Origin of the sequence: Streptosporangium canum (genome assembly GCF_900113865.1) — a bacterium.
Classification (GTDB): domain Bacteria; phylum Actinomycetota; class Actinomycetes; order Streptosporangiales; family Streptosporangiaceae; genus Streptosporangium; species Streptosporangium canum.
This window is the reverse complement of the sequence record NZ_FOQY01000009.1, coordinates 111,964-134,033: the sequence shown is the minus strand read 5'-3', so window position 1 is coordinate 134,033 and position 22,070 is coordinate 111,964. Positions and strand designations below refer to the sequence as shown.

Below are 22,070 nucleotides of genomic sequence, written 5' to 3'. Positions count from 1 at the left end.
GGCTACTGTCGGCCCTCCCAGACCTTCTCTCCGCTGCCGGAACGCGCCAGGCGGCAAGTGCGGGGCTGTGCACACCGTGTGGATTCGATGTGGATTCCAGGCAGTGCCTCCGCGGAGCCACGGGCAGGCCGGCATGTGGACAACGGGGAAATCCGATGCGCCCGGCGATCATCGGTGTGGATAAACAGATCGCGGTGAGCTCACGGGGGCCGCGTCGGAGGAGGTGAGCCGGGCATGGATGGAATGGATCTCAGCGCGGTATGGGCACGGGCGTTGGAGAACTCCCTCAACGAGAGCGTCCCGTCTCAGCAGCGTGTCTGGCTCAGCATGACCCGGCCCTTCGGCCTCATGAACGACACCGTGGTGCTCGCGGCCCCCAATGATTTCGCCAGGGATGTCCTGGAGGACAAGCTCCGTCCCCTGATCAGCCACGCGCTCTCCCAGGAGTTCGGCCGCCCGATGCGGGTCGCGGTCATGGTGGACCCCAGCGCCACGGGCTCCGACTCCGGCGCCTCCCGCCCGGAGTCCTATCCACAGGCGCCGCCGACGGGTTATCCACAGAGTGGCGGGCCGCAGCAGAATTATGCACAGCCGGTAACCTCCCAGCACCACAGCGCTTCCGGGTCCCAGCACCCCTATCCGGCCGCCGGGACCGCGGCGCCGCCGTCCACCGAATATCCACAGCATCAGCCACAGGCCCAGCCGTTCTCCTACCCCTATCAACACAGGGAGGAGCAGGGGCAGCCGTACCTCCCGGCGGAGCCCTCTCCGGCCCCGCCCCCGGCGGAGCAGGGCGGCGGCGGGTACGGCCGGGGCGGATACACCCCGCGGCCCTCTCCTCCCTCGCGCTCGGAACCGGACACCTTCGAGCGGCCCGCGCAGGCCCCGGGCACCGGCGGTGTGCACAACCGGTGGGACAGCCGCGGCAGCCGTACCCAGGGGGAACCCGCCCGGCTGAACCCCAAGTACACCTTCGAGACCTTCGTCATCGGCTCCAGCAACCGCTTCGCCCACGCGGCCGCCGTCGCGGTGGCCGAGGCGCCGGCCAAGGCGTACAACCCGCTGTTCATCTACGGCGACTCGGGCCTGGGCAAGACCCACCTGCTGCACGCGATCGGCCACTACGCGCAGAGCCTCTACGACGGCGCGCGGGTGAGATACGTCAGCTCGGAGGAGTTCACCAACGACTTCATCAACTCCATCCGCGACCACAAGGCCGACGGCTTCCGCAGCCGCTACCGCGCGGTCGACATCCTGCTCGTGGACGACATCCAGTTCCTGGAGGGCAAGGAGCAGACGCAGGAGGAGTTCTTCCACACCTTCAACACCCTGCACAACGCCAACAAGCAGATCGTCATCTCCAGTGACCGGGCGCCCAAGCAGCTGGTCACCCTGGAGGACCGGCTCCGCAACCGGTTCGAGTGGGGCCTGATCACCGACGTCCAGCCGCCCGAGCTGGAGACCCGCATCGCGATCCTGCGCAAGAAGGCGATCCAGGAGGGCCTGGCCGCGCCGCCCGAGGTGCTGGAGTACATCGCCAGCCGCATCTCCACCAACATCCGAGAGCTGGAGGGGGCCCTGATCAGGGTCACCGCGTTCGCCAGCCTCAACAGGCAGTCGGTCGATCTGCAGCTCACCGAGGTCGTGCTCAAGGACCTGATCACCGAGGACGCCGGCTCCGAGATAACGGTCGCCACGATCATGGCCTCCACCGCCGCCTACTTCGGCCTGTCGATCGACGACCTGTGCGGCGGGTCGCGCTCGCGCGTCCTGGTCACCGCCCGGCAGATCGCCATGTATCTGTGCAGGGAGCTCACCGACATGTCGCTGCCGAAGATCGGCCAGCAGTTCGGCGGGCGCGACCACACCACGGTCATGCACGCCGACCGGAAGATCCGCTCGCTCATGGCGGAGCGTCGTTCGATCTACAACCAGGTCAACGAACTCACCACGAGGATCAAGCAGCAGTCGCGCAATGGATGAGATTCCCTCCACCGTGATGCACAGGCTGTGGAAAACCTTGTGGATCAGTGATACGGACGTGTCATCCGGAGGCGATCGGCGCGTCCGACCATGATCAACGCTGGTCCGGGGGGTTCCGGGCGTCTCCACGGCCTGGGGATGAATCTGGGGACAACCTGGGGACAACCTGGGGAGAACTCGTGGACAACTTGTGGACGCCCTGTGAAGAGAGTTTTCCACAGGGACAAAACGACTCTCTACCCCGTGGAGAACCTGGGGAAACCTCGTGGATAACCGGTGGATGAAGGCACCAAGATCTGGGGATGGCCTGTGTGCAGAGCTCGGTTCTCCCCAGGCCCTTGAGTTCTCCACACCTTCCACCCACAGGCCCGGTGGATGGAAAAACTATACTTGACCTGCGAAAACAACGATCTTCCACAGTTTCCACAGCCCCTAATGCGATGACCCCTTGTATCTCTAACTAGAAAACCCAAGAGCCATAGAGGGGTTCCGGGGAGCGCATGTGCGGGACAGTGAACACCCGAACCCAAGGCACCGAGCGAAGAGCGCTCAACACACAGGAGGCAGATCCACGTGATGTTCCGGATCGAGCGAGACGTGCTCGCTGAGGCGGTCGCATGGACGGCACGCAGTCTTCCGGCGCGTCCCTCCGTGCCGGTGCTGGCCGGCATGCGCCTCGAGGTCACGGAGAAGGGGCAGCTCAAGCTCTCCGGCTTCGACTACGAGGTCTCCGCCGAGGTGACCCTCGAACCGCAGAGCGGCGAGGCGGGCGTGGTGCTCGTCTCGGGCCGGCTCCTCGCCGAGATCACCAGGGCGCTCCCCGCACAGCCGGTGGACTTCGTCGTGGAGGGCGCGAAGGCGGTCGTCACCTGTGGCAGCGCCCGGTTCACACTTCTCACCATGCCTGTGGAGGACTACCCCTCCCTGCCGACGATGCCCCCGGCCGCCGGGCGGGTGGGCAGCGACGTGTTCGCCTCGGCCGTCGGACAGGTCGCCGTGGCCGCGGGCAAGGACGACACCCTGCCGATGCTGACCGGCGTACGCGTGGAGATCGAGGGCGACACCGTCACCCTCGCCGCCACCGACCGCTACCGCCTCGCCGTACGGGAGCTGAAGTGGCAGCCGGGCCAGCCCGACTTCTCGGCGATCGCCATGATCCCCGGCAAGACCCTCGCCGACGCGGCCAAGGCCCTCGGGAGCACCGGCGCCGAGGTCGAGATCGCGATGAGCTCCGTCGGCGGCACCGGGGAGGGCATGATCGGCTTCTCCAGCGCCGGTCGCCGCACCACCACCCGCCTGCTCGACCCGGAGTTCCCCAAGTACCGCTCGCTGCTGCCGACCGAGTTCTCCGCCCGGGCCGAGCTGTCCACAAGCGCGTTCGTCGAGGCCGTCAAGCGCGTGGCCCTGGTCGCCGAGCGCAACACCCCGGTCCGGCTGGCCTTCCGCGGCGACGAGGTCGTCCTGGAGGCGGGCAGCGGCGACGAGGCCCAGGCGGTCGAGGTGCTCCCGGTCGACTTCGAGGGCGACGACATCAACATCGCCTTCAACCACCAGTTCCTGCTTGAGGGGCTCGGCGCGATCGACTCCGACGTGGCCCGCCTGCAGATGACCACCTCCACCAAGCCCGCGATCCTCACCGGCGGCAAGCACGTGGACGGCGAGGGCGTCCCCGACTACCGCTACCTGATCATGCCCATCCGCCTGTCGAGCTGACACCCTGTCCCGGAGCGGCCGGGAGAGCCCCGGCCGCGGACGCCGGACGTCACCGGGAGCCGTGGATGGGTGTGACCATGATCAAGGCGTGTCTCAACGGGAGCAGGAGGGCCGGGGACCACCCGGCCCTTCCCCTGACCCCCCTGGAGCTCGCTGAGGCGGCCCGTGAGGCCCGTGAGGCGGGTGCGGCGGCCGTGCACATGCATCCGCGTGACGAGGCGGGCAGCGAGTCGCTCAGCGCCGTCCACGTCGGTGCGGCCGTCCGCGCGGTACGGCGAGTCTGCCCCGGGCTCCCCGTCGGGGTGAGCACAGGGCTGTGGATATCGGGCGGGGACGTGGAGGCGAGGCGCGAGGCCGTGCGCGGCTGGGCCGCGCTTCCCGCGGAGGACCGGCCGGACTTCGCTTCGGTGAACCTCTCCGAACCCGGCTTCTCCGACCTGTGGCATGATCTCCGACGGCTCGGCGTGGGGGTCGAGGCCGGGGTCTGGTCCGTGGACGACGCCGACGCGCTCGCCTCGACGGGGCTGGAGTGCGTGCGGGTTCTCGTCGAGATCATCGGAGGCTCCGCCGACACCGCCGTGTCGCGCGCGCACGCCGTGCTCGGCCGTCTGGACGAGCTCTCCGTCCCCGGCCCGCGGCTCCTCCACGGGGAGGAAGGACCGGCTTGGATACTTGTGGACGAGGCGGGGCAGTTGGGCCTGGCCACGCGCATCGGTCTGGAGGACGTCCTCCACAGCCCTGTGGGTGATCCTGTTGACGGAAACGCCGATCTGGTACGGCTTGCGCTGGCACGCCGGGTGTAGGTGGATGATGGAACCCTGAAGGGGGTGCTCGTATGCAGATCGGCATGGTCGGACTGGGCAAGATGGGCGGCAACATGGCCGAGCGGCTGCGCCGCGGCGGTCACGACGTCGTCGGCTACGACCGCGATCCGGCGGTCAGTGACGTCTCGAGCCTGAAGGACCTGGTGGATCGGCTCCAGGCGCCGCGCGCGGTGTGGGTCATGGTGCCCGCGGGAGCGCCGACCCAGGCGACGGTCGAGGAGCTCGGCAACCTGCTGTCGGCCGGCGACATCGTGATCGACGGCGGCAACTCGCACTATCTGGACGACCAGAAGCACGCCGCCGAGCTGGGAGCCAAGGAGATCGGCTTTGTCGACTGCGGCGTCAGCGGCGGGATCTGGGGCCTGGAGAACGGCTACGCGCTGATGGTCGGCGGCTCCGAGCCCGGCGTCGAGCGGCTGATGCCGATCTTCGAGACCCTCAAGCCCGAGGAAGGCGGCTTCGTCCACGCGGGCGAGGTGGGCGCCGGCCACTTCGCCAAGATGGTCCACAACGGCATCGAGTACGGCATGATGCAGGCCTTCGCCGAGGGCTGGGAGCTGCTTGAGGCCTCCGACGTCGTGACCGACGTGCCCGGCGCCTTCAAGAGCTGGCGGCACGGCACGGTCATCCGTTCGTGGCTGCTGGACCTGATGGTCCGCGCGCTCGACGAGGACCCGGCCCTGGCCGAGCTGAAGGGCTACGCGCAGGACTCCGGCGAGGGCCGGTGGACGGTGCAGGCGGCCGTGGACCACGCGGTGCCGCTGCCGGTCATCACCGCCGCGCTGTACGCCAGGTTCGCCTCCCGGCAGGAGGACTCCCCGGCCATGAAGGTCGTCGCGGCCCTGCGCAACCAGTTCGGCGGGCACGCCGTCACCGCCAAGGAGGGCGAGTTCGCCAAGGGCGCGGACGCCCCCGGCGCCGACGTCGTCCCGCCGGTGGAGGCCGACAAGTAGGCGACGGCCGGACCGTCTCCCCGTACGGCCCGCACCCTTCCCGCGAGCGCGGGCCGTAGCCGGCGCGGGCCGGTTCCGCCCGTCGGCCAGGGGCCCCTCCCACGGGGCGCGAGCCGTACGGCGACGGACACTTCGGAGTCGGGACCGGCATGCTTACGCGGGCGCGAGCCGTACGCGCCTGCGCCGCCAGCCCGACGCCGACGCGTGCTCCCGCGAGCGCGAGCCGTACGCCCGCCCGCTCCCGCACGGGGCGGGCTCGTCCACCGGCGCGAGCCGGGCGGACGCGGCGAGGCCCCAGATGCGGGCGTGGCCGACTAATCTTCCTGGGGTGCATGTCGCCAACCTCTCCCTGACCGACTTCCGGTCCTACGACACCGTCGACCTCGGCCTGGAGCCCGGTGTCACGGCCTTCGTGGGCCCCAACGGGCAGGGCAAGACCAATCTGGTCGAGGCGCTGGGTTACGTGGCGACGCAGTCGAGCCACCGGGTCGCCAACGACGGGCCGCTGGTGCGGCAGGGGGCGGCGCGGGCGATCGTTCGCGCCGTGGTCGTGCGGGAGGACCGGCGGGCGCTGATCGAGCTGGAGATCAACCCGGGCAAGGCCAACCGGGCCAGGCTGAACCGCTCACCGGTGTCTCGCCCGCGCGACGTCGTCGGGCTGCTGCGCACGGTCCTGTTCGCCCCCGAGGACCTGGCCATGGTCAAGGGCGACCCCTCGGAGCGGCGCCGCTACCTCGACGACCTGCTGGTGGCCAGGACGCCCCGTTTCGCCGGGGTCCGCGCCGACTACGACCGGGTGCTCAAGCAGCGCGGCGCGCTGCTGCGCACGGCGGCTCAGGCGCGGCGGGGCGGCCGGAGCGGACGGCGGGCCGACAACGACGCGGCGTTCGCCGCGGCCGGCGCGGGAGACCCCCTGAGCACCCTGGAGGTCTGGGACGCCCACCTGGCCAGGCACGGCGCCGAGCTGCTGGCGGCCCGGCTGGAGCTCGTCGAGGCGCTGCGGCCGCTGGTCGCCGCCTCCTACGCGGCCCTGGCGCCCAACTCCGCCCCCGCCGCCCTGGAATACCGCGGCTCGCTGTCCATCGAGGCGGAGACCGACCGCGCGACCCTGGAGGAGCGGCTCCGCGCCGGCCTGCTGGAGGTCCGCACCTCCGAGATCGAACGCGGGGTCACCCTCGTCGGCCCGCACCGCGACGACCTGTTCCTCGGCCTGGGGGAGCTGCCCGCCCGCGGTTACGCCAGCCACGGCGAGTCGTGGTCGTTCGCGCTGGCCCTCCGGCTGGCCGCCTACGACCTGCTCAGGGCCGACGGCGGCGATCCGGTGCTGATCCTCGACGACGTCTTCGCCGAGCTGGACAACCAGCGCCGCGGCCGGCTGGCCGAGATCGTCGCCCCGGCCGAGCAGGTGCTGATCACCGCCGCGGTCGCCGCCGACGTCCCCGCGGAGCTGGTCGGGGCCCGGTTCGACGTCGCCGAGGGGAGCGTGCAGCGTGTCCGATGAGAGGCGGCCGGAATCCGGCCCGGCGCCCTCCGGAGACGCCCGCCCCGCCCCGGGCGGCACGCCGGGATCCGCCGGGGACGCCCGCCCCGCCTCCGGCGGCACGCCGCCGGAGCCCGGATCGGCGAAGAACTCGGCGGCCAAGGGCGCCGCGCTGGCAAGGGAGAAGCTGGCCCAGGCCAAGGCCGACGCCGCCAGAAGAGGGCAGCTTCCCCGCCGGGAGCCCCGGCGCAGGGCGACCGGGCCGCGCAGGGATTTCGGCGATCCCCAGCTTTTCGGCCGGGCCATCACCGATCTGCTGGCCGACCGCGGCTGGGAACAGCCGGTGGCCGTGGGCGGGGTTTTCGGCAGATGGCACGAGATCGTCGGTCCCGATCTGGCCGCGCACACCAAGCCGGAGACCTTCGCCGACGGCGAGGTCCTGGTGGTCGCCGACTCCACCGCCTGGGCGACCCAGGTGCGGCTGCTGGCAAGAACCCTGGTCAGACGCCTGAACGAGGAGCTCGGGGACGGAACGGTGCAGCGGGTGAAGGTGCGCGGCCCGCAGAACGGCCCGCGTCCCAGCGGCGGTCTGCGGGTCACCGGCAGCCGCGGCCCGGGCGACACCTACGGCTGATCGACTGGCCAGAAACGGATCAGCGGCCCTTCTGGCGCGACGACCCCCCTCCGTGTAGGGGGATGCTTGAGCGGAGGGTCGACGCGCGACAGAGCGTTCTGGAGCCCGTCAATGCCACATCATGCGCTCTGAGCCGCTAGAATGAAACTGAATTCCGGACACGTCCGTTTGCGTGTCACCCCCGGCACGTAAGCCGACTCCCCTGGGTGAGCGCATCGGGGCATTCACGACGGTGACGGGCACGGCGGGGCTGAAGTTCGCTCCCGCCGCATGTCCGCGGCAGGAGGATTCCGCACTTGTCCTACGACGCTAGCTCAATCACTGTTCTCGAAGGTCTCGAGGCGGTCCGTAAGCGCCCAGGTATGTACATCGGCTCGACCGGCGAGCGCGGTCTCCACCACCTCGTCTACGAGGTCGTGGACAACTCCGTCGACGAGGCGCTGGCCGGTCACGCAGACCGGATCGAGGTCACCCTGCTCGCCGACAACGGCGTGCGGGTCGTGGACAACGGCCGGGGCATCCCGGTCGGCATCGTCGAGGCGGAGGGCCGCCCGGCCGTCGAGGTCGTCCTCACCGTGCTGCACGCGGGCGGCAAGTTCGACAGCAAGTCCTACGCGGTCTCCGGCGGCCTGCACGGCGTGGGCGTCTCGGTGGTGAACGCCCTCTCCAGCAAGCTGGAGGTGGAGATTCGCACCGACGGGCACCACTGGCAGCAGAGCTATGCCGAGACCCGGCCGGTCCACCCCCTGGTCAAGGGGGAGCCGACCGAGGAGACCGGGACCTCGATCACCTTCTGGGCCGACTCGACGATCTTCGAGACCACCACGTGGAACTTCGAGACGCTCTCGCGCCGCTTCCAGGAGATGGCCTTCCTCAACAAGGGCCTGACGATCTCCCTGCGCGACGAGCGGCCCGACCACATCAACGGCGAGCCCAAAGAGGCGATCTACCACTACGAGGGCGGCCTGTCCGACTTCGTCAAGCACCTCAACTCCAAGAAGGAGTCCGCTCACGTCTCCGTGATCGACTTCGAGGAGAGCGGCGAGGGGATCTCGGTCGAGATCGCCATGCAGTGGAACAACTCCTACAGCGAGTCGGTCTACACCTTCGCCAACACGATCAACACGGCCGAGGGCGGCACCCACGAGGAGGGCTTCCGCGCGGCGCTGACGTCGATCGTCAACCGCTACGCGCGCGAGCAGAAGTTCCTCAAGGAGGGCAAGGACGACAACCTGGCCGGTGAGGACATCCGTGAGGGCCTCACCGCGATCATCTCGGTGAAGCTGGCCGACCCGCAGTTCGAGGGCCAGACCAAGACCAAGCTGGGCAACACCGAGGCCAAGTCGTTCGTCCAGAAGGCCTGCAACGACCACCTGCGCGACTGGTTCGAGCGCAACCCCGGCGAGGCCAAGGACATCATCAACAAGTCCCTGCAGGCCTCCCGCGCCCGGCTGGCCGCCCGCCAGGCCCGCGACCTGACCCGGCGCAAGTCGCTGCTGGAGTCCGGTTCCGGCCTGCCCGGAAAGCTGGCCGACTGCCAGTGGAGCGACCCCGAGAAGTGCGAGCTGTTCATCGTCGAGGGTGACTCGGCGGGCGGCTCGGCCAAGGGCGGCCGCGACTCCAAGTTCCAGGCGATCCTGCCCATCCGAGGCAAGATCCTGAACGTGGAGAAGGCGCGCATCGACAAGGTGCTGCGGAACACCGAGGTCCAGGCGCTGATCACCGCGATGGGCACCGGCGTCCACGACGAGTTCGACATCACCAAGCTCCGCTACCACAAGCTCATCCTGATGGCCGACGCCGACGTCGACGGCCAGCACATCAACACGCTGCTGCTGACGCTGCTGTTCCGCTTCATGCGGCCGCTGATCGAGGCCGGGCACGTCTACCTCTCCCAGCCCCCCCTCTACAAGATCAAGTGGGACCGCCGGGGCGAGGACGCCTCCTACGCCTACTCCGACCCGGAGCGCGACGCGATCATCACGGACGGCATCGCCCGCGGCAAGCGCGACCCGCGCATGCACGACGGCATCCAGCGGTTCAAGGGTCTGGGCGAGATGAACGCCTCCCAGCTCTGGGAGACCACGATGAACCCCGAGACCCGCGTCCTGCGCCTGGTCACCCTCGACGACGCCGCCCAGGCCGACGAGCTGTTCAGCGTTCTCATGGGTGAGGACGTCGAGGCCCGCCGCTCCTTCATCATCAGGAACGCGCGAGACGTCCGATTCCTCGATGTGTAGCGGTAGCCGTACAGACTCTTCTCTGAAAGGGATCCACCACCCGTGACGGATGTGAACACTCCGCTCGTAGAGCGCATCGAGCCGGTCGACATCCAGTCGGAGATGCAGCGCAGCTACATGGACTACGCGATGTCCGTCATCGTGTCCCGTGCGCTGCCCGACGTCCGCGACGGACTCAAGCCGGTGCACCGCCGCGTGCTCTACGCCATGTACGACGGCGGCTACCGCCCCGACCGGGGGTATTTCAAGTGCTCACGCGTCGTCGGTGACGTCATGGGCTCCTACCACCCGCACGGCGACTCGTCGATCTACGGCACCGTCGTACGGCTGGCACAGCCCTGGGCGTTGCGCTACACGCTGATCGACGGCCAGGGCAACTTCGGATCGCCGGGCAACGACATGCCGGCCGCCATGCGATACACCGAGTGCAAGCTCGCGCCGATCGCCATGGAGATGATCCGTGACATCGACAAGGACACCGTCGACTTCCAGCCCAACTACGACGGGCGTTCCCAGGAGCCGCTGGTCCTCCCGTCGAGGTTCCCGAACCTGCTGGTCAACGGGTCGGCCGGGATCGCGGTCGGCATGGCCACGAACATCCCGCCGCACAACCTGCGCGAGGTGGCCGACGGCGTCAGGTGGGCCCTGCAGAACCCCGAGGCGAGCGACGACGAGCTGCTCGAAGCGCTGATCGCCCGGGTCAAGGGCCCCGACTTCCCGACCGGCGCGCTGATCGTCGGCCGCCGCGGCATCGACGACGCCTACCGGACCGGCCGCGGCTCGATCACGATGCGGGCGATCGTGGAGGTCGAGGAGGACGCCAAGGGGCGCCAGTGCCTGGTCGTCACCGAGCTTCCCTACCAGGTCAACCCGGACAACCTGGCGCTGTCGATCGCCGAGTCGGTGAAGGAGGGCCGGATCACCGGCATCGCCGACGTCCGCGACGAGAGCTCCTCCCGCGTCGGCCAGCGCCTGGTGATCGTGCTCAAGCGCGACGCCGTCGCCAAGGTCGTCCTGAACAACCTCTACAAGCACACCCAGCTCCAGACCACCTTCGGCGCCAACATGCTGGCCCTGGTCGACGGCGTGCCCCGGACCCTGCGGCTGGACCAGTTCGTCCGCCACTACGTGGCACACCAGATCGAGGTCGTGGTCCGCCGGACGCGCTACCTGCTGCGCAAGGCCGAGGAGCGCGCCCACATCCTGCGCGCGCTGCTCAAGGCGCTTGAGCGGATGGACGAGGTCATCGCCCTCATCCGGCGCTCGCCGTCGGCGTCGGCCGCGCAGGGCGGCCTGATGGCGCTGCTGGAGATCGACGAGATCCAGGCGCAGGCCATCCTCGACATGCAGCTGCGCAAGCTGGCCGCCCTGGAGCGCCAGCAGATCACCGACGAGTACGACACGCTGATGGCGCACATCACCGACTACCAGGCGATCCTGGCCTCGCCGGAGCGCCAGCGCACGATCGTCTTCGACGAGCTCTCGGAGATCGTCTCGAAGTACGGGGACGAGCGGAAGACGGAGATCATCGCCTACGAGGGCGACATGTCGATCGAGGACCTCCTCGCCGAGGAGGACATGGTCGTCACGATCACCCGCGGCGGCTACGCCAAGCGCACCAACACCGACCTCTACCGGGCGCAGAAGCGCGGCGGCAAGGGGGTGCGCGGCGCGCAGCTCCGGCAGGACGACATCGTCGACCACTTCTTCGTCACGACGACCCACCACTGGCTGCTGTTCTTCACCAACAAGGGCAGGGTCTACCGGGTCAAGGCCTACGAGCTGCCCGACTCCGGCCGGGACGCGCGTGGCCAGCACCTGGCGAACCTGCTGGCCATGCAGCCCGACGAGGTCGTCATGGAGGTGCTGGACCTGCGTGACTACGAGGTCGCGCCGTACCTCGTGCTGGCCACCCGCAGCGGCCTGGTGAAGAAGACGCGACTGTCCGAATACGACTCGCCGCGCTCGGGTGGCCTGATCGCCATCAACCTGCGAGAAGATGACGAGGTGATCGCTGCCAGGCTGGTGTCGGAGGAGGACGACCTCCTGCTGGTCTCCCGCGGCGCCCAGTCCATCCGCTTCACGGCCTCCGACGAGGCCCTGCGCCCGATGGGCCGGGCGACCAGCGGTGTGATCGGCATGCGTTTCCTCGGCGGGGACGAGCTGCTGGCGATGAACCGCATCGGTGACGGCGACGACGTGTTGATCGCGACCGAGGGCGGGTATGCCAAGCGCACCCCGGCCGATCAGTACCCTGTTCAGGGTCGAGGTGGCAAGGGCGTCCTGACTGCCAAGATCGTCAGCGCTCGTGGCAAGCTGGTTGGTGCTGCCATGGTCAGGCCGGAGGACGAGGTTTTCGCGATCACGTCCGCCGGCGGGGTTATTCGGACCAGCGCAGGGGAGATCAAGCAGTCCGGTCGCCAGACCATGGGGGTACGTCTGATGAATCTCGCGGAGGGGGACAGCGTCGTGGCTCTCGCCCGTAATGCCGAGGCGTTGGAGACCGAGCACAACGATGCGTTGGAGACCGAGCAAAACGGGGAAGGGGAGTAGCCTGTGTGCGCTCAGGCCAGACCAGGTCCACGTCCGGCCTCCTCATCGACACGCGACCAGGTGACGGAGAAGATGGACAAGGCCACTGAAGCGGACGCCGTCGATGTGGCCGAGTCCCCGGCCGACGGTAGCAAGCCCACGCCGGAGACCGATAAATCGGTAACCGACGACTTCAAGGGCAGGCAGAACGTGACAGCGATCGAGGACGGCAAGCCAAGCGACTCCACGGTGCGCATCCGCCCGCGGTCCACGGAGACCGACAGCTCCTCCTGGGCTCCGGGGGGCCTGTCGTCCCCCGCGCCTGAGGCGCCGGGCAGGAAGGCGGCCGACCCCTCTCCCCGGGCGCCGCGCAAGGCCCACCTGGTGCTGCGCCGGATCGAGCCGTGGTCGGCCATGAAGTTCAGCTTCGTGGTCTCCCTGGTCTGCTTCGTCGTGCTGTTCGTCGCGGTCGCGGTGCTCTACATGGTGCTGTCCGGCCTGGGGGTGTTCGACAACATCATCCAGACGGTGAACCAGCTCACGACGGCCGACGGCAAGTCCACCAGCGGGGTGGACGTCGCCTCCTGGTTCGAGCCGGTCCGCATCCTGGGCTACACCGCGCTGATCGGCGCGGTGAACGTGGTGCTGATCACCGCCCTGTCCACCCTCGGCTCGGTGATCTACAACATCGCCTCTGACCTGGTCGGCGGCGTGGAAGTCACCTTCAGCGAGGCCGAGTAGGCAACCGCCGTTGTGTCCCCGGTCCGAGGGCCGGGGACATGGCGCAAGCGGGTGCCGAAACAGGGTAAGCTTTTCCCTGTTCGAGCGGACGGATTCGCCTCCAGCAGGCGGATGCGATACCGTTCTCTCTCGTAACGAGGGGCTATAGCTCAGACGGTTAGAGCGCTTCCCTGATAAGGAAGAGGTCCCAGGTTCAAGTCCTGGTAGCCCCACACAGTTCAGAGGCCATTTCCCGAACCGGGAAGTGGCCTTTTTTGATCTTCCGGGTGGCTGAGCCTTTTTGGCCTCGCCGGGAAAGTTCGGATCCATTGCTTCGGTCCCTTTGAGCAGCACCGGGTGGGCTGCTTCCGGTAGGCCTTCCACGACGGCCAGATCACGCCAGGCGCGCGCAGACGGCCGCCCGAAGGCACGCGCTCGCCGGCGACGTACGGGCCGCCCGCTGCTGGACGAGGCCGAGGCGCTGATCCGCCAGGCCGCCGAGCATGCCGACGACGAGCCGGTGTGGATGTACTTCTACGACGAGACGTGGTTCCGCCTCCAGCGCGGCATGACCGAGCCGCACCTCGCCAACTGGCCCAAGGCGGTCGACCTGCTGATGGAAGGGCTGTCCGGCCTGCCGGAGAGCTACAAGCGCGATCGCGCCTGGTACGGCTCATGTCTGGCCAGGGCCCACGCCGAGGCCGGAGACGCCTGGTCGAGAACGGCTACGACGAGCAGGAGGCGGAAGAGCACGCGGACTCTCCTGCGGGAGCGCTGTCGGAACTGTTTCAACTGGATAAGTGGAAAGACGACAGCTACGTCGAGCAGGGGGTGGTGCCGTCGGGACAGGGCTCGACCATATACCACATCGAGAAGACCCTGTTCGAAATGGACTACCCCGAACGGTCGGAGACAGGCTTTTGATCAAGCCCATCGGGTAGGGATCGCCGGGTGACGGACTGAGTGCCAACCGTCCTGGACGGGGCCGGACGACGGTGGATCGCCGTGGACCGTGTGCGCAGGTGGGAGCGGGGATAGCCCATAGCAGACGATGTCCGGCCGCGTTCTTCTCCAAGGCGCGCCGAACATGCGCCGGCCCTGGAGCGCTTCGCGCATCCGGGGCCGAAGGACAACAGTGACTCAGGGCTCGTCGGGGGCTTGACGCTCATCCACCAGGCCGATGGTGTCTGGTCCGGCGGTGATTTTGCGCTCAAGCTGCTGTAGAGCCTCGTCGGGACTCTCATACTCACCTGCGGTGCTTGTCACGGCTCCATCGGGAGTCAGCAGTTCAAGAAGGACTCGGCCAGACTGTGTGGCTCTCAGGGCGAAGTGAAGCTCTCCGGGCGACGATCGGCGCCGTCGTCTTCTGGGTCTGTTGGCTTCCAGGATGTCGGTAACCTCCCTGACCAGATCCACCAAATGTCTGGGCAGCCCTGGTTGAGAGGCAAGGGCTAGAACCTTGGAAAGGTCGTCGACAACATCGATCTTGCCCTGCTCGGCGTCCTCCAACATGCGGATGAGCTCGTACAGCCGGACGCGTTCCTCGTTGAGTCGAGCCTGCCAGTATCGGTCCAGTGCCTCTTTGGAGTGCTCGCTGAGCGAGGAGTCCATGATGCGTCGGACGGTCTCGGTGATCGCCGACGGTGGTGATGGCAGGTCGGCCTGCGAGCTGAGGGCCTTCGCGTCGGCATGGCCGGCTAAAACCAGCAGTCCTTCCAAGTGGACACCGAGTGTGCTGCTCAGACTCAGCAGGTGCGTGACAGAGGGTTTGCTGCCACGTCGCCACCTTAAGATCGTGGATGGGCTGATGTTCAGCGCATCCGCAAGTGATGCGTCGGTGGGGTAGCCCCGGGCCTTGGCCATCTGCGTCAGCCAGACCGAGAAAGAGGTGTCGCCAGCTTCGTTGTCGGACCTCACTTGTATACTCCTGCACCCTTTCCAAACGCGCAATCGCACCATAGCCATCGCGTTGCACATGCGCAATGAGGGATCATGCCGATCAATGCCACTTTTCGGGCGAGTAGCCACACCTCTCTCCATCATCCATGACTTCGAGCGCTCGATCTTCCCAGGGGTGCCTAGAGTGACATTCGGGTCGGGATACCGTCCGGCGTGCATGGATGTAGGGCGTGGCGCTGGTTTTCGGCGTTGGGAGGGACGTGCTTCATCCACGCATTGGTCTTCAAGATCTCCGTTGCGTGGGCGGAACGTATTGGGGCGAACACGCCCATCCTGGTGGGTGTACCCTTGTCGATATCCCAGCCGAGCACGGGCCTGAGAGCCCTACGGCCGGACGGGTTCTGTTCTAATACGGGGACGGCCCAGCGGGGGACACCCGAGAGATTGCAGCTCTCGGACCCTGCCAGGCCGACGCCCCGCCCTGCCCGCAATCGCGGGCCGACTTCCACATCTGACGAGAGGGGACTGTCGTGAACTATATCTGTGGCCCTTAGCGGCCCGTCCGTCGGATCGACGACAAAGTGTGCGTCGATATCGATCCGTTGTGGGCCTTCTTCCTTGCCGGAGCCCCACCGGATGGCGCGAGTGAGCGCATCGCATCGACGTCTCGCCGACCGTGTTCCTGGTCAGAACCACCATATGTCGTGAGCTCACGAGGTCACGTCGGCATCTGGCATGCCCGTGACCGGCTCATGATCCCTCACCGAGCCGAAGGCCCGTACGGTTCCTCGGCTCGGTCATCAGCAGGGCACTCGGTTCTGCGCCGACTCCGTTGGCGCGGGGACCATCTCCCCCAGGATGATCATGACCTTGGCACAGCATGACTGGCCGCCCGAGCTTGAGGCGGCGGCCTGCCTCAGATGTGGTCTCTCGTATGACGAGTACGACGACGAGGAAGCGGTGTTCTGCACATCCGGTGACTCTCCGCCGCTCGTCGAGTCCGGTGACTTCTCGCTGCTCGTCGAGCCTCCGGTAGAAGGAGCCGGCACAACCCGAAACTCCCTGGAGTGGAGACGACTGCTCCACCTCCGGGAGACGGCGGATCAACCGGTTCCTCCGGAGGCCGATGGCGACCCCCTCCAAGAATCAGCGTAGGTGAACGGGAACGGCTCGCCCCGAAGCTCTCGGGGCGAGCCGTTCCCGGATCAGCCTGTTTCCGCGCCATGCTCAGTCCGCCCACGCCGAAGAGCGGGACTGCCGTCTTGGCGTTCATGCCGCGACCCCGCTCTCCGTCGTCCGCCATCGAACCGTTGTCCGAAGCGATACGTGATGGAGGCATGAGACACCGGGTTCTGGCCGTTCTCCTGCTCGTCGCCGCCACCCTCGCGATCGCTCCGGGTACGGCGTGCGCCTGCTCCTGCGTCCCGTTCGAGCCGAAGGCCCAGATGGAACAGTCGGCCGCCGTCTTCACCGGGACGGTGACGGCCGTCCGTCAGGTCGAGGGCGACCCTCTCGGCCCCCGGCCGCCGATCGTCTACACCTTCCACGCCGACCAGGTCTACAAGGGGAGGGCGGACGCCGCCTTCCAGGTGGCCACCAACTCCGACGGCGCCTCCTGCGGGTACAGCTTCGACATCGGGGCTCGCTATCTGGTGTTCGCCTCCACCGGGCAGACCGGCATGTTCGACACCGATCCGGGTGTGCCCCTGCACACCACGCTCTGCAGTGGAAACCGGACGGTCCGCCCGGGTAAGGAGCCGCTGCGGCCGCAGGACGCGATCCCCGACGTGTCCACCCTCACCTCCGGACTGCTCGCCGCCCTGGGCACAGCCACTCGTCCGGCGGCGACCGCTGTTCCTTCTCCACCCCACGCGTCGCAGGACGGGGCGGTCTCGCTCTGGATCTATGCGGGCGCGGCCGTGGGGGCGCTCGGTCTCGCCTCCGCGGGCCGGTGGCTTTTTCGGCGGCGCGGCAGGTCGTGATCGCGTGACATCGGGTGTGGTCGTGGAAGGCGGTGTTGAGCGTGTTACCGGCCTGGCCGTTGCATCCCCCGGACGTGGTCCGGCTGGAGCTCGTAGACCCCGCCGTCAGGGCGGAACTCGGGTGGACGCGGAACGTAGGAGGTGCCGTCAGGATGGAACTCGTGTTTGGCGAGCATCTGGCGTCTCATCGAGCGCCTGGATGTCAGGAGGAGCAGGTAGGTGATCAGCACTCCCGCCATGTGCCCGTATGACGGAGGCGACTGGCTGATCGCCAGGATCGGTGGGCCGTAGAGGAGGAGGCCAAGGCTGAGCTGTCGCTCAAGGGAGAACCGGCCTTGGATGTCGTCTCTGGCCCACCAGCGATACTGCCAGGGTAACCGGACCGCTACCAGCCGGTAGAGCAGCCAGTGCCGCAGCGGCGGGTGTTCGCGCAGGCGCAGCATGAGCCCACCGCGAAGGATGTCCAGGCAGTCGCGCACGTTCGGAGCGCTCTGTCCCGGCTCGGCCAGATCCATCAGGGTACCCAGAAGCTCGGTGCCGCGGAACTCCCGGAAGCGGGGCGGATAAGCCAGGCGCATCAGTAACCGGCAGCGGCGCTCGTAGGCGGAGGCGGCGTTGGAGGCCATCACATTCCCATTCCGGGCTGGAGACGCAAGCGGTGCTGAGCGGTGGCGGCCAGACGGGCCAGGCGGGCGGTCTCTTCGGCCAGCACCTGACGTCCATGGCCGGTGAGGTCGTAGTAACGGCGGTAACGGCCGGAGACGACCTCCTCCTTGACCACGATCACCAGTCCGTCGCCCGTCAGCCGGTCCAGAGCGCCGTAGAGGGTGCCGGCGCCGAGTCGTACGCGCTCTTCGGACAGCTCCCGCACTGCTTTGATCACTCCGTATCCGTGGAGTGGGCCTTGGGAGAGGCCCAGCAGTATCAGGTAGCTCTGCTCGCGTAGCGCCATGTTCGATATATATCGCTATCCGTACTATTAATTCAAGATCAACCATCCGCCGATCGGAGATGCCGGGCGCGGACCTCCGGCTTCAGCCATGGGGGCAAGTCCGGCGCGGGAAGGCGCTCCAGGCGGAGCCCAGGGAGGGAAGGCGATGACGTACCGTGCCCCGTTGTGCTGGATGAGCGCCGTCTTCCTGGCCGCCCTCCCGCACCTGGCGTCGTTACAGGTGGATGTGGGGATCGACATCTGCGCCCGGCTGAACACCGAAGGCGGATACACCGGTCTCGACGTGCTCGGCCTGGGCTTCGGCGCGCTGGCCGCCCTTCTTCCGCTCGTCTTGGTGGCTCTGGCCGTGGCCGCCTGGCGAGCGCCGCCCCGCAGGCGCCGTCTCCTGGCCCAGGTGGGAGCAGGCGGAGCGCTCGCCACAGCCGCTTACTACGCGCTGTCGGTCATCGCGTTCTTCTCCCCCTACTGCCCCGAGGGTTCGCAGGGGCCCTGGCTCGTGCTCCCGCTCTACGGTGCTGTCGCCGTGCTCGTCCTGATCGCCGGCCCGAGCCGGAGCCAGGCCTGAACCGCCCGACCCGCCCCTCGCGTATTCCCTGCCCGCGCTTGGCGCCGGCCACTGTCAGACCCTCACGTATCCCGTACCCGTCCCGTGCCCGCGCTTGGCGCCGACCGCTGTCAGACCCTCGCGTAGCCCCTGCCCGCGCTTGGCGCGGCCGAGTCCGTGATGCGGTAAATTGCCGGTTCATGATCGGCCGTTCGCGTAGATGCCGCCGTGTCGGCAGGCATCCGCGAGCCGTTTGGGCTGGAGGTCGGGGATCGTGAACGCGGACGGAGCCGCGTGGGAACAGCGCAGCGTGGCACGGGTGGTGTCCCCCGTTCAGCCCCGCAAACTGGCGAAGGTCCCCTTCGTCGAGCTGGCGGACGGCCGCCTGCAGGGAGTCGTGTCGAGTGGTTCGGACATCGCTCGGGTGTACGTCTCGTCGATCACCGCTGGAACTCACGCTTTCAACTGCAGCACCAACAACAACCGGCCGTGCGGTGGGCTGTACGGTTCGCCGTGCAAGCACCTGCAGGCCCTCGCCGGGGAGGCCGTGCTCCAGTACGGCCTCGACCAGGTCGCCCGCTACCTGCACGTCGAGGTAGGTGACGGCGCGGACCTGATGAGCTGCCTGAACGGCCGGCACGAGCCCACACCGGGCGCCATGGTGTTCAGCCGCTTCCTGCGCCATCTGTCCTACCTGGAGCTGCCGGGCACCACCGGGCCCATCGCTGAGATGCACTGGTTCCCGGCCACGGGGGCGATCCGCTGATGCTTGGCGTACAGCTCGCCGAACTACTCGACGGCGTTCCGCCGGGAGTCGGGGAGGCCCTCGATCTGGTCACGGGCTTCGACGACGCGCTCGTGCACGGATTCGCCCGGCTGAGCGAGGAGCGCGCGACGGCGCTGACCTCCCTGGCCGGTGCTCTCTCGGCCACGCCGCTCGGCGGGCGGGTGGGCGAGGCGGCCGGAAAGCTCGCCGCCGGTTCGGTCGCGGAGGAGCATCTGACGGCCCTGGCCGGCGGGCGCGCCGCACTGTTCGGCGCGGTGCACGACGCCCTGCTCGCCCGCCTGGACGCCGTGCTGGGAAGGGTCCGGGTGTCGTGGGAGGAACCGCCGGCCACGCCGGCGCCCGCGGCGGACAATCTGCTCAGCGGGTGCCGATCCTGGCTCGGTGAGCTGGCCATCACCGGATGGCGGGGCGTCGACCACGACCTCGTCTCCGCCTCAAGCCAGACGATCGAGGCCCTGCTGCCCGAACCCGGCCTGCGCCGGCTCGCGGTGCTGCTCGACGGCCTGGCGGCCGAGCTGCGGGCGTCGTGCCCCGTCGCGACGGTGGAGCGCCTGCCCGCCCGGCGGTGGGCCGACCTGTGGACGCGCGCTCTGCTGCTGTCGCAGGCCGGTGGCCTGCCCGGTGCCTCCGAGTCCGCGGGCGTGGTGTCGGGACGGCTGCTGATCCTCGGCGTCGACGTGCACGAGCACGGCACCGCCGTACAGATGCAGGTGCACGGCATCCTGGAACCCGCCGACGGCACGCCGTCCCGGCTGGTGCGCACGAGCGTCGCCGCCGCGAAGGTGGACACGATCGTCGGCCCGGCCCTGTGGCGGCTGCTGGACGGCTACCCCGCGCTGCTGGGCGCGCTGGCCGGACACCGCGGCCTGGACGTCACGGACCTGCCCCTGCTGGGCAGCGGTGACCTGGTGTGGCACGATGACCGGGCCCGCGTGGGCGAGCCCGTCGACCCGTTCGCCACCGCCAGGCTCCAGCTCGCCGGCGCGCTCGCCGCGGCGGTGCCGCCCCTGGACCGTCATCCCGTGCGCATCGCCGAGCCCGTGCTGGTGGAGGGCTACCGCGCGACCGCCGACGGCACGCTGGACCTGGGGGGCGGCACCCTCACCGTCGACGTCGACCGCCTGCCGGCCTGCGGGCCGCTCACTCCCAAGCTGGTGGCCTCCTCCTCGGCGTGCATCGGCCTGGTCCGCTGGGACGGCGGCCGCTGGCTGCTGCAGCCCCTCGCGGTCCAGACGACGGTCAAGCGCCAGACGGTCGAGGTGCACACCGGAGACTGGGCGCTGGGCCCCACGGACCCCAAGGTCGTGAAGGCCGAGGCCAGGGCCGGTGACGCGGTGGCCGTACTGCGCGAGCGGGCCGGGCGGTTGCTGAGGCGATGAGCGACTCCCGGATCAGCGCGGACGAGAACCGGCGCCAGGTGCTCTACTGGCGGCTCCTGGCCCGGCTGTTCGACAACGACGAACAGCCGTCGCTGGAGGCGGCCAGCATGGCCATCGTCGGCGACCTCGGGCTGCCGCCGGCGCTGCTCGACCCGGCGGTGTCGGTGGACAACATCGTGCAGCGCTTCCCCGACCTGGGCGTCGAGCTGCGGGGCCTGCTGGCGCAGCAGGACGGCGTCGCGCCCGCTCCCGTCGACGGGCACTCGCCGGAGCTGCCGGGCGAGGCTGAGGACGGCGGCGCGCCCGCTCCCGTCGACGGGCGCCCGTCGGGTGAGGCTGAGGACGATGCCGCTTCCGCTGACGGGCGCCCGCCGGGGCGGGCCGGTGAGGCCGAGGTGCGCCGGGCGGCCCTGGTGTCGAAGCTCCTGCTCAATGTGTTCTCGACGGGGACGGGGGATGTCAGCGCCACCGATCTGGCCCGCTGGCAGCAGAACGCCGGCTGGTTCGAGCAGGCGCTCGGGGCCGAGCCGGGACAGCTGCGCTCCCACCCCGGAGGGGGCGAACTGGCCGGCGTGCTGGCCGGCCTGGAAGGCGACCTGGTCCGCCGCATGCGCCTGCGCGAGGTGCTGGCCGACTCGGCTCTGGCCGCCCGGCTGACGCCGAGTATGTCGCTCATCGAGCAGCTGCTGCGGGACAAGGCCAACCTGTCGGGAGTCGCGCTGGCCAACGCCAAGGCGTTGATCCGCAGGTTCGTCGAGGAGGTCGCCGAGGTGCTGCGCACGCAGGTCGAGAAGACCAGCGTGGGCGTCATCGACAGGTCGGTGCCGCCGAAGCGGGTGTTCCGCAACCTCGACGTCGAACGCACGATCTGGAAGAACCTCACCAACTGGAGCCCGGAGGACCAGCGGCTGTACGTGGACCGGCTGTACTACCGGCAGACCGCCCGGCGGACCACGCCGGCACGGCTGATCGTGGTCGTCGACCAGTCGGGCTCGATGGTCGACGCGATGGTGAACTGCACGATCCTCGCCTCGATCTTCGCGGGCCTGCCCAAGGTGGACGTGCATCTGGTCGCCTACGACACCCGGGCGCTCGACCTGACCCCGTGGGTGCACGACCCGTTCGAGGTGCTGCTGCGGACCACTCTCGGGGGCGGCACCAACGGGACCGTCGCGATGGCCCTCGCCCGGCCGAAGATCGCCGACCCGCGTAACACCGTGATGGTGTGGATCTCCGATTTCTACGACAACCGGGCGCTGATCACCGACTTCGAGGCGCTGCACCGTTCGGGCGTGAAGTTCATCCCGGTCGGCTCGGTGAACAGCTCGGGACACCAGAGCGTGGACCCGTGGTTCCGCCAGAAGCTCAAGGACCTGGGCACCCCCGTGATCTCGGGTCACATCCGCAAACTCGTGTTCGAGCTCAAGAACTTCCTCGCCTAGGAGACC

General features: G+C 68.8%; 19 protein-coding genes and 1 tRNA gene. 17 read left to right on the top strand and 3 right to left on the bottom strand.

The window, feature by feature from the left end; translation table 11 throughout:
* Nucleotides 1-234 precede the first annotated feature (234 nt).
* The 11 genes from dnaA to BM085_RS15830 all read left to right on the top strand — a co-directional run bounded on the left by dnaA (nucleotide 235) and on the right by BM085_RS15830 (nucleotide 14,003).
* Complete coding sequence (gene dnaA, locus BM085_RS15880) at nucleotides 235-1,983, top strand: chromosomal replication initiator protein DnaA (protein ID WP_093887752.1); 1,749 nt, start codon at nucleotides 235-237, stop codon at nucleotides 1,981-1,983.
* Nucleotides 1,984-2,556: 573 nt separating this feature from the next.
* A complete protein-coding gene (gene dnaN / locus BM085_RS15875; RefSeq protein ID WP_093887751.1) occupies nucleotides 2,557-3,696 on the top strand; it encodes a DNA polymerase III subunit beta in 1,140 nt (379 codons plus the stop codon).
* 65 nt (nucleotides 3,697-3,761) lie between these two features.
* Nucleotides 3,762-4,499 (top strand): 3-keto-5-aminohexanoate cleavage protein, encoded by a 738-nt coding sequence (locus BM085_RS15870; protein WP_093887750.1) that lies wholly within the window; start codon nucleotides 3,762-3,764, stop codon nucleotides 4,497-4,499.
* 32 nt (nucleotides 4,500-4,531) lie between these two features.
* On the top strand, nucleotides 4,532-5,473 hold the full coding sequence (gene gnd / locus BM085_RS15865) for a phosphogluconate dehydrogenase (NAD(+)-dependent, decarboxylating) (protein ID WP_093887749.1): 942 nt from the start codon (nucleotides 4,532-4,534) through the stop codon (nucleotides 5,471-5,473).
* A 328-nt stretch (nucleotides 5,474-5,801) separates the two neighbouring features.
* Nucleotides 5,802-6,974, top strand: coding sequence for a DNA replication/repair protein RecF (gene recF / locus BM085_RS15860; RefSeq protein ID WP_093887748.1), 1,173 nt, complete (start codon nucleotides 5,802-5,804; stop codon nucleotides 6,972-6,974).
* Entirely contained in the window at nucleotides 6,964-7,587 is a 624-nt protein-coding gene (locus tag BM085_RS15855; protein WP_093887747.1) for a DciA family protein, read from the top strand. The genes recF and BM085_RS15855 overlap by 11 nt, the downstream gene beginning before the upstream one ends.
* Nucleotides 7,588-7,883: 296 nt before the next feature.
* A complete protein-coding gene (gyrB, locus tag BM085_RS15850) occupies nucleotides 7,884-9,827 on the top strand; it encodes a DNA topoisomerase (ATP-hydrolyzing) subunit B (protein ID WP_093887746.1) in 1,944 nt (647 codons plus the stop codon).
* Nucleotides 9,828-9,869: 42 nt separating this feature from the next.
* Nucleotides 9,870-12,380 (top strand): DNA gyrase subunit A, encoded by a 2,511-nt coding sequence (gene gyrA, locus BM085_RS15845; protein WP_093887745.1) that lies wholly within the window; start codon nucleotides 9,870-9,872, stop codon nucleotides 12,378-12,380.
* A gap of 72 nt (nucleotides 12,381-12,452) precedes the next feature.
* A complete protein-coding gene (locus BM085_RS15840) occupies nucleotides 12,453-13,100 on the top strand; it encodes a DUF3566 domain-containing protein (RefSeq protein WP_093887744.1) in 648 nt (215 codons plus the stop codon).
* Nucleotides 13,101-13,238: 138 nt separating this feature from the next.
* A tRNA-Ile gene (locus tag BM085_RS15835) sits at nucleotides 13,239-13,312 on the top strand.
* Nucleotides 13,313-13,754: 442 nt separating this feature from the next.
* Entirely contained in the window at nucleotides 13,755-14,003 is a 249-nt protein-coding gene (locus BM085_RS15830) for a hypothetical protein (RefSeq protein WP_093887743.1), read from the top strand.
* 216 nt (nucleotides 14,004-14,219) lie between these two features.
* On the opposite strand, the gene BM085_RS15825 is transcribed toward BM085_RS15830, so the two are convergent.
* On the bottom strand, nucleotides 14,220-14,996 hold the full coding sequence (locus BM085_RS15825) for a helix-turn-helix domain-containing protein (protein ID WP_177245120.1): 777 nt from the start codon (nucleotides 14,994-14,996) through the stop codon (nucleotides 14,220-14,222).
* 840 nt (nucleotides 14,997-15,836) lie between these two features.
* On the opposite strand from BM085_RS15825, the gene BM085_RS43065 reads away from it, so the two are divergent.
* Together BM085_RS43065 and BM085_RS15820 are read left to right on the top strand one after the other, a co-directional pair.
* Complete coding sequence (locus BM085_RS43065; RefSeq protein WP_143120944.1) at nucleotides 15,837-16,133, top strand: hypothetical protein; 297 nt, start codon at nucleotides 15,837-15,839, stop codon at nucleotides 16,131-16,133.
* A 182-nt stretch (nucleotides 16,134-16,315) separates the two neighbouring features.
* The gene (locus BM085_RS15820; RefSeq protein WP_093887741.1) at nucleotides 16,316-16,960 is read left to right on the top strand and encodes a hypothetical protein; all 645 of its coding nucleotides are present in this window, start codon (nucleotides 16,316-16,318) and stop codon (nucleotides 16,958-16,960) included.
* 44 nt (nucleotides 16,961-17,004) lie between these two features.
* Here the strand turns inward: BM085_RS15820 and BM085_RS15815 are convergent, their stop codons facing one another.
* Nucleotides 17,005-17,586, bottom strand: coding sequence for a hypothetical protein (locus BM085_RS15815; protein WP_143120942.1), 582 nt, complete (start codon nucleotides 17,584-17,586; stop codon nucleotides 17,005-17,007).
* The gene (locus BM085_RS15810) at nucleotides 17,586-17,912 is read right to left on the bottom strand and encodes a PadR family transcriptional regulator (protein WP_093887739.1); all 327 of its coding nucleotides are present in this window, start codon (nucleotides 17,910-17,912) and stop codon (nucleotides 17,586-17,588) included. The genes BM085_RS15815 and BM085_RS15810 overlap by 1 nt, the downstream gene beginning before the upstream one ends.
* Nucleotides 17,913-18,057: 145 nt before the next feature.
* Here BM085_RS15810 and BM085_RS15805 point away from each other — a divergent pair, with 145 nt between their 5' ends.
* The 4 genes from BM085_RS15805 (at nucleotide 18,058) to BM085_RS15790 (ending at nucleotide 22,064) form a co-directional block, all read left to right on the top strand.
* Complete coding sequence (locus BM085_RS15805) at nucleotides 18,058-18,477, top strand: hypothetical protein (protein ID WP_143120941.1); 420 nt, start codon at nucleotides 18,058-18,060, stop codon at nucleotides 18,475-18,477.
* A gap of 253 nt (nucleotides 18,478-18,730) precedes the next feature.
* Nucleotides 18,731-19,222, top strand: a complete 492-nt coding sequence (locus tag BM085_RS15800; protein WP_218158725.1) for a hypothetical protein — start codon at nucleotides 18,731-18,733, stop codon at nucleotides 19,220-19,222.
* Nucleotides 19,222-20,622, top strand: coding sequence for a hypothetical protein (locus BM085_RS15795; RefSeq protein WP_093887737.1), 1,401 nt, complete (start codon nucleotides 19,222-19,224; stop codon nucleotides 20,620-20,622). The genes BM085_RS15800 and BM085_RS15795 overlap by 1 nt, the downstream gene beginning before the upstream one ends.
* Entirely contained in the window at nucleotides 20,619-22,064 is a 1,446-nt protein-coding gene (locus BM085_RS15790; protein WP_093887736.1) for a VWA domain-containing protein, read from the top strand. Before BM085_RS15795 ends, BM085_RS15790 begins: the two co-directional genes overlap by 4 nt.
* Nucleotides 22,065-22,070 lie beyond the last annotated feature (6 nt).